The following is a 13,223-nucleotide window of genomic DNA, read 5'->3' on the forward strand; positions in this document are numbered from 1 at the left end:
GGGCGTGCGAGCCGAAACAAAGGAGAGAGACCTCTTGGAAGGTCCTGAGATCACGTTCGCCGAAACCGTCATCGACAACGGTCGCTTCGGCACCCGCACCATCCGCTTCGAGACCGGCCGCCTCGCCCAGCAGGCGCAGGGTTCCGCGGCCGCCTACATCGACGACGAGACCATGCTGCTCTCGGCCACGTCGGTGTCGAAGCAGCCGAAGGAGCACTTCGACTTCTTCCCGCTCACGATCGACGTCGAGGAGCGCATGTACGCCGCGGGCCGCATCCCCGGCTCGTTCTTCCGCCGCGAGGGCCGCCCGTCGACCGAGGCGATCCTCACCTGCCGCCTGATCGACCGCCCCCTGCGTCCGTCGTTCGTCGAGGGCCTCCGCAACGAGGTCCAGGTCGTCGTCACCGTGCTCGCCATCGAGCCCGACGAGTACTACGACGTCCTCGCGATCAACGCGGCGTCGCTCTCGACGCAGCTCTCCGGTCTGCCCTTCTCGGGCCCGGTCGGCGGTGTGCGCGTCGCCCTCATCGACGGCCAGTGGGTCGGCTTCCCGAAGTACTCGCAGATCGAGGAGGCCGTGTTCAGCATGGTCGTCGCCGGTCGCGTGGTCACCGAGGCCGACGGCTCGCAGGATGTCGCGATCATGATGATCGAGGCCGAGGCCACCGACAACGCGTGGAACCTCATCCAGGCCGGCGGCGTCAAGCCCGACGAGACCGTCATCGCGCAGGGCATCGAGGCGTCGAAGCCCTTCATCAAGCAGCTCGTCGAGGCGCAGCAGAAGGTCGCCGCGACGGCGGCCAAGCCCACCGTCGACTACCCGACGTTCCCGCCGTACCAGCAGGAGACCTACGACGTCGTCGCGGGCCTCGCGTACGACGAGCTCAAGGGCATCTACCAGATCGCCGGCAAGGTCGAGCGACAGGATGCCGACGACGCGCTCAAGTCGCGCGTCAAGGAGCAGATCGCCGCGAAGGTCGAGGCGGGCGAGCTGCCCGAGTCCGCGATCGCCGAGGTCTCGGCCGCGTACAAGTCGGTCACCAAGCTCGTCGTGCGCTCGCGCGTGCTCACCGAGGGCGTGCGCATCGACGGCCGCGGCGTCGCCGACATCCGCCCGCTCGACGCCGAGGTGCAGGTCATCCCGCGCGTGCACGGCTCCGCCATCTTCCAGCGCGGCGAGACCCAGATCCTGGGCGTCACCACGCTGAACATGCTGAAGCTCGAGCAGCAGATCGACTCGCTGAGCCCTGTCACCAAGAAGCGCTACATGCACAACTACAACTTCCCGCCCTACTCGACGGGTGAGACGGGTCGTGTGGGTTCGCCCAAGCGCCGCGAGATCGGCCACGGCGCGCTCGCCGAGCGGGCGCTCGTGCCCGTGCTGCCGACCCGCGAGGAGTTCCCCTACGCCATCCGCCAGGTGTCCGAGGCGCTCGGCTCGAACGGCTCGACCTCGATGGGCTCGGTCTGCGCGTCCACGCTGTCGCTGCTGAACGCGGGCGTGCCGCTGCGCGCCCCGGTCGCGGGCATCGCGATGGGCCTCATCTCCGACACCGTCGACGGCGAGACCCGCTACGCGGCGCTCACCGACATCCTCGGCGCAGAAGACGCGCTCGGCGACATGGACTTCAAGGTCGCCGGCACCGCCGACTTCGTCACCGCGATCCAGCTCGACACGAAGCTCGACGGCATCCCCGCCTCGGTGCTCGCCGGCGCGCTGACGCAGGCCAAGGAGGCGCGCAGCACCATCCTGCAGGTGCTGAACGCCGCCATCGACGGCCCCGACGAAATGGCCCCCACCGCGCCCCGCGTGATCTCGGTGCAGATCCCCGTCGACAAGATCGGCGAGCTGATCGGCCCGAAGGGCAAGACGATCAACGCGATCCAGGACGAGACCGGCGCCGAGATCTCCATCGAGGAGGACGGCACCGTCTACATCGGCGCGACCGACGGCCCCTCGGCCGAGGCCGCCCGTGCCCAGGTCAACGCGATCGCCAACCCGACCAACCCCGAGGTCGGCGAGCAGTTCCTCGGCACCGTCGTGAAGATCGCCGCCTTCGGCGCCTTCATCTCGCTGCTGCCCGGCAAGGACGGCCTGCTGCACATCTCCGAGGTGCGCAAGCTCGCCGGCGGCAAGCGCGTCGAGAACGTCGAGGACGTCCTGGGCGTCGGGCAGAAGCTGCTCGTCGAGATCACCAAGATCGACGACCGCGGCAAGCTCTCGCTCGCCCCGGTCATCGCGGAGGAGGCCGACACGAACGGCCGCGAGGCCGAGCGCGTCCACGCCGACGAGCCCGCCGAGGGCGCCGACGCGTAAGCGCCGCCCCGTCGCACGGATGCCCGCCACGACTCGTTCGTGGCGGGCATCCGTCGTCTCAGGCTGCGCGACGGCGGCTGTACTCCTGGTGGACACGAGGGACGCGATGCGCCATCCTTGGGCATGACGGCACCGGGGGATGCCGCCGGGTCGGGCAGTTTCGCGGGGGGCGGAGAAGCCGATGGCCGAAGGCTGGCGAGAAGTCAACATGCGAGCGCACACGCTCGCCGCCGAGACGACGCAGGTGCTGAAGCGATGCTCCGGGCGCACGAGCGACGACCTCCAGACCACGCTCTTCGAGCTCTCGGGGATCCCTGTGTCCATGTCGCTCGATGATCTGTACGGCGAGCTCACCGTCGCGCTCGCGATCGAGCCTGACGTGATGCCGCAGGTGGATGGGGCGGTGGCTCGTGCGGTCGCCCGGCAGGTCGTGGAGGCGTGGCGAGCTGGGCCGGGAGTGCGCAAGAGCCTGGAACGGACACTCGCGCGGATCCTCGACGACGCCCGAGAGCCGTTCCACTCGTTCGAGCGATTCGCCGCAGATCCCTGGTCGGCCACCATCGGCGAAGCGTTCGCGGATTCGCTCGCACGGACCCTGGTGAACCGGTCCGACGCGCGAGAGGCGCTGATGGCCGCGCTGGAACCGAGGAACCACGATCGGAACGTGGGCTCACACGGGGACGTGGGATCGGTCGTGGGATCGTTCGGGTCCGATGCAGCCGGATTGGGGAGCGGCGAGTACGACGAAGAAGCCTTCGCCGAAGCCCCGCGGTCGGTGGATGTCGAAGCCCCCGACACGCCCGACTTCCCGCCCGAGCGAACTGCGTACCCGCTGCTGCGGCCGGGCGGCGTCAACCCGGACGACGACTTCGCCATCATGACGGGACGGACCTTCCCGCTCGAGATCGGCATCGCGCCCTGGCTCGACGCATCGCTCGCCGCGACCGGCGGTCTCGGCGGTATCCGGCTCGGCGTGCCGATCACCGTGCAGTTGGCGTACGACCCCCAGTCCTTCGCCGTGACCGGATCCCTCCCTCTGGTGCTCATGCCGACCGAGTCGGATCCGTACCCCATGGCGACCGTGGACGTGACGCCGCTTCCGCTCGGCGCGTCGATCGTCGAGAACCGCAGGATCGCGGCGCACTACGTCATCGACGGCTCACTGCGGGGTATCGCGGTCCGCGAGTTCCGCGAGGCCGGAGCGCCGGCACCCACGTCGAGGACGAACCCCTCGCGGCTCGACCTCGGACCGCTCGCCGGCGAGGAGCCACCCGACGTCATCGTGGCGATCTATCATGCCGACGTCCTCACCCCCGGCAGCTACTTCATCGCCGTGTTCCCGCGCGATCTCGACGAACAACTTCCTCCTGTCGGGCGCATACCGCTCGATGAGTCCACGCTCACCGCAGTCACCGACCTGTACGCGACGGCCGAGCGTGCTTCGGAGCCCTATGCCCGATATCTGGAACTCCGGGGACACGCCCGCGGAATCGGCGCGGCGGTGCCGGCGCCCGTGCGTGCAGCGCTCAAGCGCATCGCCGAGTCAGCGCCCGCTGATCGGCCGGCCACGATGCTCCTGCTCACCGACGACGCCGTCGTTCCATGGGAGCTTGCGTCGTTCCCGAACGGCGATCGACTGCGATCGAAGGCGGGTGGGGATGCCCCGTGGCTCGGCGCGCACTTCGCGATCGGGCGGTGGCCGCTCGCCACGAACACCGGCAGGTCGCGCCGTCCCGAGCCCGGGCCGATCGAGGTGCGGCAGACCGCTCTGGTGACAGCGGACTACGCTGGCAGCGTCGGCGGGTGGAAGCCGCTGGAGGGTGCGCTGCGCGAGGTCGCAGCGCTCGCGAAGTCGTACCCCCCTGCCGAGGTCTGGCGGCCGCTTCGCATGGAACTGCTCGAGAAGCTGACCAGCGAGGTCGATGTCGTGCACTTCGCGCTGCACGGCAAGTACGACCCGCGCAACGTCGAGGACGGCCTGGTGTTCATCGACGGGCCCGAGGGCAAGCGCCGCGCGACCTACCTCGGTTCGACGATGCTGGCCGGTCGCATCGACGAGGATCCTCCGCTGCTGCCGCATCGGCCGTTCGTCTTCCTCAATGCGTGTCAGGTCGGCAAGGCCAGGAAGAACCTCGGGAACTACAGCGGCCTCGCCGCGGTGTTCCTCGACGCCGGAGCGAGGGGCGTCGTCGCGTGCACCTGGAACATCGACGACGGCGTCGCAGGGTCGATCTCGAGCGAGTTCTACGCCGAGGCCGATCGCGGCGTCCCCGCCGCGGAGCTCATCCGTCGCGTGCGCGCGCGCTACGTGGTGTCGAACGACGCGACGAAGGAGACCGCGGCGAGTGCCACCTTGATCGCCTACCAGTTCTACGGGCACCCCAATCTGCGGGTGCTCCACCATCGCTGAGAGAGGAGCCGGACCATGCAGGAGAACTCGCTCGATCCGGATGGGAACCCGATCGCACTCGGCCCGGTGGTGATCAGAACACCGGGAATCGCCGGTGTCGTCACCTACAGCGAGCCGAGCGACGACGCCGTCACACGAGGGCCCGCGCTCGGCACGGAGGAGCTGCTCGCAGCCCTCGCCGAGGCGGACGCACGAGAGGACTTCACGATCGAGCTGAAGGACCTGGCCGGTACGGTGCCAGAGACGACGACCGATGGGATCGATCGCGGCGAGAACGTCGCAGGCCCCGAAATCGAGGTCGAGGTGCCGGCGCCCGCCGAGAACGAGCGACAACTCCTGCTTCTGATCGCTGAGGACGGCGTCGCCTCGTGGCACTTCCCCGTCGAACCGGATTCGGACGTGGACACGGTCGAGCGCGGACGGGCGATGCTCGCCTACCGGCTGCCGGGTTCGATCATCCCGGTCGACGCCGAGGAGGACGGCACCAGTCGCGGAATCATCTCGACCGTGGCGTCGAAGGTGCTGAAGTTCATCGTCTTCCCGCTCCTGGATCCGGTGCTGAAGAAGGCGGGGAACCACTTCGCGGCGAAGTTCGAGGAGGACAAACGACTGCAGAGGTGGCGGACGTTCACGCCGGACGACTACGTGCTCGACGGGAGCGACGCGATCGATCCCGACACCTGGGACAGGCTCGCTCGAGGACGCTCGCTCCTGTTCATCCATGGGACCGGCGCGATGGCGCACAATGCGTTCGACCAGCTGCCGCGGGACGTCCTGATCCGGCTGTCCGAGCACTACGGTGGCCGCGTGTTCGCGCTCGACCACTACACCATCAGCGTCGATCCGACCGAGAACGTGCGGAGGGCCGTCGAGGCGCTGCCGGAGGGGATCGAGCTGGAGGTCGACGTCATCTGCCACTCGCGCGGAGGTCTCGTCGCTCGCGAGCTGGCCGAGCGCGGCGGTTCGCCGGGAGTTCACGTGAAGCGGGTCGTGATGGTCGGCACACCCAACGCGGGGACGGCGATCGCCGCTCGCGAGAACCTGAGATCCTGGCTCGACACGATGACCAATGTGGCGCAGTTCATTCCCGACAATCCCGTCGTCGATATCATCGCCGTCGTCCTGAACGTGGCGAAGCAACTCGCCCTCGGCGTATACGAGGGACTGGACGGGCTGACCGCCATGGACCCGAAGGGTGACTACCTGCGGGCCCTGAACGTGGACGGCGACTCGGACACGGAGTACTTCGCGATCGCCGCTGACTACGAGCCGCAGGACGGCAGCCCGCTCAAGCGGACGCACGACCTGGCAATGGACGTGCTCTTCTCGAACGAGCAGAATGACCTGGTGGTTCCGACGGCGGGCGTCTCGACCGTCGCGGGTCTGGCCCGATTCGAGCCGAAACCGCTCGTCCTCGACGGGAAGGCCGATGTCAGCCACTTCACGTACTTCGGAACGCCCGCCGTGACGAAGCAGCTGGTCGAATGGCTCGAAGCGTGAGGTGGACGACCCGCCCGTCGCCTGCTCAGCGCGCGAGCAGCGGCGCGAGCCGGTAGGGGATCAGCTCGCCCATCGCGAGCGAGGTCTCGGTGCGCTCGACTCCGTCGATCGCGAGGATCTCCTCGTCGATGCGGAACAGGTCGTGCGCGTCGCGGCACACGACCCGCACGAGCAGGTCGATCGGCCCCGAGAGCCCGTGCGCCTGGATCACCTCGGGGATCTCGGCCAGTGCCCGGACGACCTCCGAGAGCACCTTCTGCCGCGCGTGCACCGCGACGAACGCCTCGAGCGGGTAGCCGAGCGGGGTCGGGTCGATGCTGCGCTCGAACGAGAGGAAGGCGCCGGATGCCTCCAGTCGCGCCATCCGCGCCTGCACCGTATTGCGGCTCATCTGCAGCCGGTCGGCCAGCGCCACGACCGTGGCGCGCGGGTCGTCGGCGAGCGCCCGCAGGAGCGCCCGGTCCACCGCGTCGTAGCCGTTCATAGCGCCACACGTTAGCACCGACATCCGGGTCTGCACCATGCAATGTGCGCAACTCGTCCGCGCCTGCTTGAGCCGATTGCCAGATCGTCGTACGCTGCCGGTATCCGGCACCGTCGCCGGGTGCGAGGCTGCCCACGAAGCGGCCGAGCCGACACGGAGGTTCGACCATGACCCCTTCCGACCGAGAGGCGACCGGGCTGCTCACCCGCCCCGGCGACCTCGTCCAGCTCCTCGACGAGTCCGGCCACCGGCACGCGAACCCCGAGTTCGATCCGTGGGTGGCCGACCTCGACATCGACGCGCTGATCGCCCTCCACCGCGACATGGCCGTGGTGCGCCGCCTCGATGCCGAGGCCACCGCGCTGCAGCGCCAGGGCGAACTCGCCCTGTGGCCGCCGCTCGCGGGCCAGGAGGCCGCGCAGATCGGCTCGGCCCGGGCCCTCCGCGACGACGACTTCGTCTTCTCGAGCTACCGCGAGCACGCCGTGGCGTGGCTGCGCGGCGTGCAGCCGCACGAGCTGCTCAGCGTGTGGCGCGGCTCCGCGGCATCCGGCTGGAACCCCTTCGAGAAGGGGATGGCGATTCCGAACATCATCATCGGCGCGCAGTCGCTGCACGCGGTCGGCTGGGCGATGGGCGCGAAGTGGGAGGGTGCGCAGTCGGCGTCGATCGCCTACTTCGGCGACGGCGCCACCAGCGAGGGCGACGTCAACGAGGCGTTCGTGTTCGCCGCGAGCTTCGCGGCGCCCACGGTGTTCTTCTGCCAGAACAACGGCTGGGCCATCTCCGAGCCGGTCGGCCTGCAGTCGCACCAGCCGCTCGCGCGCCGGGCCGACGGCTTCGGCATGCCCGGCATCCGCGTCGACGGCAACGACGTGCTCGCCGTGCTCGCCGTCACCCGCTGGGCGCTCGAGCGCGCCCGCCGCGGCGAGGGCCCGGCCCTCATCGAGGCCGTCACCTACCGCATGGGCCCGCACACCACCGCCGACGACCCCAAGCGCTACCGCACCGACGACGAACTCGCCGCCTGGCGAGAGCGCGACCCGATCACGCGGCTGCACGCCCTCCTCGCGGCCTCCGGCGCCGACATGGAGGCGATCGACGCCGACGTGAAGGCCGCCGCCGACCGTGCCGCGGCCGAGCTGCGCGCCGGCATCACCGCGATCCCCGACCCCGAGCCGATGAGCGTGTTCGACCACGTCTACGCCGAGCCCAACTCGCACCTCGACCGGCAGAAGGCGCGGTTCGGCCGCTACCTGGCGATGTTCGACGACGAGGACGGGGGCGAGCGATGACCACCATCACCTTCGGGAAGGCCATCAACGAGGGCCTGCGCCGTGCCCTCGCCGACGACGAGAAGGTCGTGCTGCTCGGCGAGGACATCGGCACGCTCGGCGGGGTGTTCCGCATCACCGACGGGCTCAAGGCCGAGTTCGGCGAGCACCGCGTGGTCGACACGCCGCTCTCCGAAGCGGGCATCGTGGGCACGTCCGTCGGGCTCGCGTACCGCGGGTTCCGGCCGGTCGTCGAGATCCAGTTCGACGGGTTCGTCTACCCGGCGTTCGACCAGATCGTCGCCCAGGTCGCCAAGCTCCACTACCGTTCGCGCGGCACCGTGAAGATGCCCATGGTCATCCGCATCCCGTTCGGCGGCGGCATCGGCGCGGCCGAGCACCACTCCGAGTCGCCCGAGGCGTACTTCACGCACACCGCGGGCCTCCGGGTGATCGCGTGCTCCAACCCCGCCGACGCCTACGTGATGATCCAGCAGGCGATCGCGAGCGACGACCCCGTGATCTTCCTCGAGCCCAAGCGTCGCTACCACGTCAAGGGCGAGGTCGACCTCGACGCCAACCTCGCCGACGCGCGCCCCATGGGCGTGGCCACCGTCGTGGCATCCGGTCGCGACGTCACGCTCGTGACGTACGGCGCACTCGTGCAGACCGCGAAGGATGCCGCGACCGCGGCCGCCGACGACGGCGTGTCGATCGAGGTCATCGACCTGCGCTCGCTCGCGCCCGTCGACTACGCCACGATCGAGGCCTCCGTGCGCCGCACCGGGCGCCTGGTCGTGGCGCACGAGGCCGGCGAGCAGGGCGGGGTCGGCGCCGAGATCGCCGCGTCGATCACCGAACGCTGCTTCGAGTACCTCGAGGCCGCGCCCGTGCGCGTGACCGGCCACGACATCCCGTACCCGCCCGCCAAGCTCGAGCAGTACCACCTGCCCGACCTCGACCGGATCCTCGACGGCGTCGACCGGGCGATGGGCCGTCCCAACTCGCTGAGCGAGGTGGAGGCGTGAGCATGATCCGCGACTTCGCACTGCCCGACCTCGGAGAGGGACTCACCGAGTCCGAGATCGTCGCCTGGCGCGTCAAGGTCGGCGACCACGTCGAGCTCAACCAGATCATCGCCGACGTCGAGACCGCCAAGGCCGTCGTCGAGCTGCCGTCCCCGTTCGAGGGCACCGTCACGGCGCTGCACGCGGCCGAGGGCGAGACGGTGAACGTCGGCGAGAAGCTCTTCTCGTGCGACACCGGCGAGCGGGCCGGGGCGGCGGAGGTCGCGACGCCGGCGTCGGCCGCCGAACCCGAGGAGGTCCGCGAACCGACGCTCGTCGGCTACGGCGCCGGCGCCGAGCGCGGACCGAAGCGGCGGGCCCGCCGGCTCGGCGGGGGCGGTGGTTCGCTCGCGGCCGACCTCGTCCCGGCGCCGCCCGAGCACGACCGCATCGAGCCCGACACCGCGACGCACTCGGTCAACGGGCTGCACGACGCCGACGAGCGACCCGAGCGGCCGCGCTCCACGCCGCCGGTGCGCAAGCTCGCGCGCGACCTCGGCGTCGACCTCGAACGGGTCGTCGGAACGGGGGATCGCGGGCTCATCACGCGTGCCGACGTCGAGGCCGCGGCATCCGCTGCGCCGGTGGGGCTCGAGAGGATCGAAGGCCGGCTCGAGATGCCGGAGGCCGAGGAGGCCGAGGGCCGTCTCGAGACCCGGGCCCACGTGCCATCCGAGACCCGCATTCCGATCAAGGGCGTGCGCAAGCACACCGCGGCCGCGATGGTGCGCAGCGCGTTCACCGCGCCGCACGTCACCGAGTTCCTCACGGTCGACGTGACCGCGACCATGGAGCTGCTCGCCGGCATCCGCGCGGATCGCGCCTACGCGGGCCACCGGGTGACCCCCCTGACGGTCGTCGCCAAGGCGCTGTGCATCGCCGCGACGCGCACGCCCGAGGTCAACTCGAGATGGGACGAGGAGGCCCAGGAGATCGTGCGCTTCGGCCGGGTCAACCTCGGCATCGCCGCGGCGACCGAGCGCGGCCTCGTCGTGCCGAACGTCAAGGGCGCCGAGCGGATGACGCTCATCGAGCTCGCCGACGCGATCGCCTCGCTCGCCGACACGGCGCGTGCCGGCAAGACCGCACCCGCCGACCTGTCGGGCGGCACGATCTCGATCACGAACATCGGGGTGTTCGGGATCGACGCGGGCACGCCGATCCTGAACCCGGGCGAGGCCGCGATCCTCGCCATGGGCGCCGTGCGCCGGCAGCCGTGGGAGCACCGGGGCGAGATCGCACTGCGCGAGATCATGACGCTCTCGCTCTCGTTCGACCATCGCCTGGTCGACGGCGAGCAGGGTTCGCGGTTCCTCGCCGACATCGGGCGGATCCTGCGCGACCCGGGCCTCGCCCTCACGATGGCCTGAGCAGGAGCGAATCGAGCCGGATCGCCGGGGGTGGTGCGCCCACCCCCGGCGGGACGATGATGGGCGCATGGACGAGCACACGCCGCTTTCCCGTGAGGATGTCGCGGCCGAACTCGAGGGCACCGGATTCCGCCACGACGGAGAACGGCTGACCGCGGAATTCCGCACGGCCGATTTCGCGTCCGCGGTGCGTTTCCTCGATGCCGTCGCGATCGAGTCGGATGCCGCGAATCACCACCCCGACGTGCGACTCGGATGGGGGCGCGTCGAATTCGACCTCGTCTCGCACGACGTCGGCGCGGTCACCAGCCGCGACGTCGGACTGGCCCGGCGCATCCGCGCGATCGCGGACGAGCAGGGCGCCCGCCACGCCTGAAATGCCCCTCCCGCGCGCATTCCGCGGAGGCCGTCGGCGATCGCCCGAACTCGGCGCGATATTCCGTCGCTGGGAATTCTCCACAATGCGTCCTTGCATTCGTGCGCGCGAATTCGGAAGGGAATATGCTCGAATTCAGCAAGCACCCAACCCCAGAATTGCAGCGGCGAATGCCGCGGAAAGGGCGGAGAAATGGCCAAGCGAGTGGTCGAGACGCTCATCGACGATCTCGACGGTTCCGACGCCGACCGCACGATCTCCTTCAGCATCGACGGCGACCAGTACGTGATCGATGTCTCCAAGGCGAACGCCGACAAGTTCGACTCCGCCGTGGCGCCGTTCGTGAAGGCCGCACGCAAGACCTCGACGGGTCGCGCGTCCGCCGGTCGCGGTCGCCGCGGCGGCGCCTCCGCCGGCGACACGAAGGACGCCCGCGAGTGGCTCCGCGCGAACGGCCACGAGGTCTCCGACCGCGGCCGCATCCCGGCTCCGCTGCTGGAGCTCTACCGCAACCGCTGAGCGGCGCTCAGCGCAGGATGAACTCGATCTCCTCGATCTCCTCGCCGCGCGCGTTGGCGTAGTCGCGACCGCGGCCGACCTCGACGAAGCCGAGTCGCGTGAGCAACGCGACGGAGGCCGTGTTGTCGGCCGCGGCACGCGCCCGCACGGGGCGCGGCTGGGTGTCGAGGAACAGGCGCATGGCGCGCGTGGCGATCCCGCGACCCCACTGCTCGCGGTCGATCCAGTACGTGATCTCGGGCACGCGCGTCTCGGGGTCGATCCATCGGGCGACCCGGCCGACGATCCGGCCGTCGCAGCGCACGGTTCGTGCGTCGTAGTCGTCGCGTGCCGAGAAGCGATTCCAGTTCGCGTCGAACGCGGCGCGGTCCGACGGATCCTCTGCGGTGAAGGCGGCCACGCGGTTCGCCTCGGGATCGAGTTGGATTCGGAACAGCTCATCGAGATCGCCCGCGCGGGTCGCGCGCAGGGTCACGACGTGAGGCTCGACCATGCCATGTCCTCCAGGATGCTGCGGACGACCTTGTCCGCGGGTCGGCGCCCATGGATGCGGGCGCTGTGGGGGGTGGAGTTGATCAGGCCGAAGGCCGCGTGAGCCCTGATCCGATGCTCCGATTCGGCCCGGTCGGGCCTCAGGCGGGCGAGCACGCCCACCCACAGTTCGACGTACTCGCGCTGCAGGCGCCGCACCTCGTGCGCACCGGCCTCGTCGAGGCTCGGCAGGTCGCGGTCCTGCACGCGGATCACGTCGGCGTTCGCGAGGGCGAAATCGACGTGGAAGCGGATGAGCGCGTGGAGCGCGGCGGCGGGATCGTCGGCCGCGGCGACGGTGCGCCGTCCGCCGTCGAGCAGGCCCTCGCTCGCATCGGCCAGGATCGCGCCGAGGACCGCGGCCTTGCCCGGGAAGTGGCGGTAGACGGCGGGGCCGGAGACGCCGGCGGCCTGGCCGAGCTCCTCGAGCGTGACGCCCGCGTAGCCGCGGTCGGCGAAGAGCCGCGCGGCGGCGGAGAGCAGCGCGGCGCGGCGGTCGGCCTTGGCGCGGCCGCGCTCGGTGAGCGTGTCGCTCAGGGTGCACCTCCCGGGGCATTCGGTGAATGCACACTAACCGACAGGCGTGGCCACGGCAAGCGGCCCCGGGCCGTCCCGGTTCAGTGGACGGATGCCGCGGCGGCCTCGCGCACGAGCCGGACCGCCTCCGCGGTGCCGGCGTTCCACGGCGTGCCGTGGCCCGGGAGCACCCAGGTCGCCTCGAGCCCGGCGAGGCGGTCGAGCGAGTCGATCGCAACCTCGGGCTCGTCGGTGAACGGCGCGGGCCCGGGGCCGCGCCGGCCCGTGAGCACGTGCCGCGTGGTGAGCGCGTCGCCGACGCACACGGCGTCGAGCTCGGGGGAGTGCACGGCGATGCTGCCCGGCGAGTGCCCGGGCATGCCGACGATCTCGGGGGAGCCGGGCAGGTCGAGCCGCTCGCCGTCGACGACGGTGACGACCTCGGTGAGGTACTCGGTCTTCGTGCCGCCCTTGCCGAGCGCGTAGGCGAAGAACCGCACGATCGGCCAGGGCCGGATGCCGCGCCCGAACGAGGTGGCCGCGGGCTTCGCCTCGCCGCGGGCACGCGCGGCATCGGCCTCGTGTACGTAGACGGGCACGCCGTGCTCACGGCGGAGCCTCTCGGCGAAGCCGATGTGGTCGGTGTCGCCGTGCGTGAGCACGACGGCGCGGACGTCGTCGATCGTGCGGCCCGCGGCCGCCAGTTCGTCGAGCAGGTCGCGGTAGTGGCCGGCGAGGCCGGCGTCGACGATCGTGACGCCGCGGTCGTCGATGAGGAGGTAGCAGGCGACGATCTCGTTGCCGACGCGTCGCAGTCCGGGGTGGAGTTCCATGTCGGCTATGATACGTAGCTATGATG

The 13,223-nt window shown here is 70.5% G+C and carries 12 protein-coding genes; 8 read left to right on the forward strand and 4 right to left on the reverse strand.

Going from position 1 to position 13,223, the window contains the following annotated elements; all coding sequences use genetic code 11:
* Nucleotides 1–34: 34 nt before the first annotated feature.
* From AC3RKB_RS13390 to AC3RKB_RS13400, 3 genes are all read left to right on the forward strand, one after another.
* Complete coding sequence (locus tag AC3RKB_RS13390) at nucleotides 35–2,317, forward strand: polyribonucleotide nucleotidyltransferase (protein ID WP_491436634.1); 2,283 nt, start codon at nucleotides 35–37, stop codon at nucleotides 2,315–2,317.
* Between the two features lie 208 nt (nucleotides 2,318–2,525).
* Nucleotides 2,526–4,727 carry a CHAT domain-containing protein gene (locus AC3RKB_RS13395; RefSeq protein ID WP_491436635.1) on the forward strand — a complete coding sequence of 734 codons (2,202 nt, stop codon included), beginning with the start codon at nucleotides 2,526–2,528 and terminating at the stop codon, nucleotides 4,725–4,727.
* A gap of 15 nt (nucleotides 4,728–4,742) precedes the next feature.
* Nucleotides 4,743–6,227 carry an esterase/lipase family protein gene (locus AC3RKB_RS13400; RefSeq protein ID WP_491436636.1) on the forward strand — a complete coding sequence of 495 codons (1,485 nt, stop codon included), beginning with the start codon at nucleotides 4,743–4,745 and terminating at the stop codon, nucleotides 6,225–6,227.
* Nucleotides 6,228–6,252: 25 nt separating this feature from the next.
* Here the strand turns inward: AC3RKB_RS13400 and AC3RKB_RS13405 are convergent, their stop codons facing one another.
* Entirely contained in the window at nucleotides 6,253–6,711 is a 459-nt protein-coding gene (locus AC3RKB_RS13405; protein WP_491436637.1) for an Lrp/AsnC family transcriptional regulator, read from the reverse strand.
* Nucleotides 6,712–6,878: 167 nt separating this feature from the next.
* Between AC3RKB_RS13405 and pdhA the strand changes: the two genes are divergently transcribed.
* From pdhA to AC3RKB_RS13430, 5 genes are all read left to right on the forward strand, one after another.
* Nucleotides 6,879–8,006, forward strand: a complete 1,128-nt coding sequence (gene pdhA, locus AC3RKB_RS13410) for a pyruvate dehydrogenase (acetyl-transferring) E1 component subunit alpha (protein ID WP_491436638.1) — start codon at nucleotides 6,879–6,881, stop codon at nucleotides 8,004–8,006.
* Entirely contained in the window at nucleotides 8,003–9,013 is a 1,011-nt protein-coding gene (locus AC3RKB_RS13415; protein WP_491436639.1) for an alpha-ketoacid dehydrogenase subunit beta, read from the forward strand. The genes pdhA and AC3RKB_RS13415 overlap by 4 nt, the downstream gene beginning before the upstream one ends.
* A 2-nt stretch (nucleotides 9,014–9,015) precedes the next feature.
* Complete coding sequence (locus tag AC3RKB_RS13420) at nucleotides 9,016–10,422, forward strand: dihydrolipoamide acetyltransferase family protein (RefSeq protein WP_491436829.1); 1,407 nt, start codon at nucleotides 9,016–9,018, stop codon at nucleotides 10,420–10,422.
* A gap of 67 nt (nucleotides 10,423–10,489) precedes the next feature.
* Complete coding sequence (locus tag AC3RKB_RS13425) at nucleotides 10,490–10,798, forward strand: 4a-hydroxytetrahydrobiopterin dehydratase (protein ID WP_491436640.1); 309 nt, start codon at nucleotides 10,490–10,492, stop codon at nucleotides 10,796–10,798.
* Nucleotides 10,799–10,990: 192 nt separating this feature from the next.
* On the forward strand, nucleotides 10,991–11,317 hold the full coding sequence (locus AC3RKB_RS13430) for a histone-like nucleoid-structuring protein Lsr2 (RefSeq protein WP_491436641.1): 327 nt from the start codon (nucleotides 10,991–10,993) through the stop codon (nucleotides 11,315–11,317).
* A 7-nt stretch (nucleotides 11,318–11,324) separates the two neighbouring features.
* On the opposite strand, the gene AC3RKB_RS13435 is transcribed toward AC3RKB_RS13430, so the two are convergent.
* The 3 genes from AC3RKB_RS13435 to AC3RKB_RS13445 form a co-directional block, all read right to left on the reverse strand.
* Nucleotides 11,325–11,810, reverse strand: coding sequence for a GNAT family N-acetyltransferase (locus AC3RKB_RS13435; protein WP_491436642.1), 486 nt, complete (start codon nucleotides 11,808–11,810; stop codon nucleotides 11,325–11,327).
* Nucleotides 11,789–12,385: an SACE_7040 family transcriptional regulator gene (locus tag AC3RKB_RS13440; RefSeq protein WP_491436830.1), complete on the reverse strand. Its 597-nt coding sequence runs from the start codon at nucleotides 12,383–12,385 to the stop codon at nucleotides 11,789–11,791. The genes AC3RKB_RS13435 and AC3RKB_RS13440 overlap by 22 nt, the downstream gene beginning before the upstream one ends.
* An 80-nt stretch (nucleotides 12,386–12,465) precedes the next feature.
* Nucleotides 12,466–13,197 carry an MBL fold metallo-hydrolase gene (locus AC3RKB_RS13445; protein WP_491436643.1) on the reverse strand — a complete coding sequence of 244 codons (732 nt, stop codon included), beginning with the start codon at nucleotides 13,195–13,197 and terminating at the stop codon, nucleotides 12,466–12,468.
* Nucleotides 13,198–13,223 lie beyond the last annotated feature (26 nt).

This window comes from Agromyces capsici (assembly GCF_058349965.1).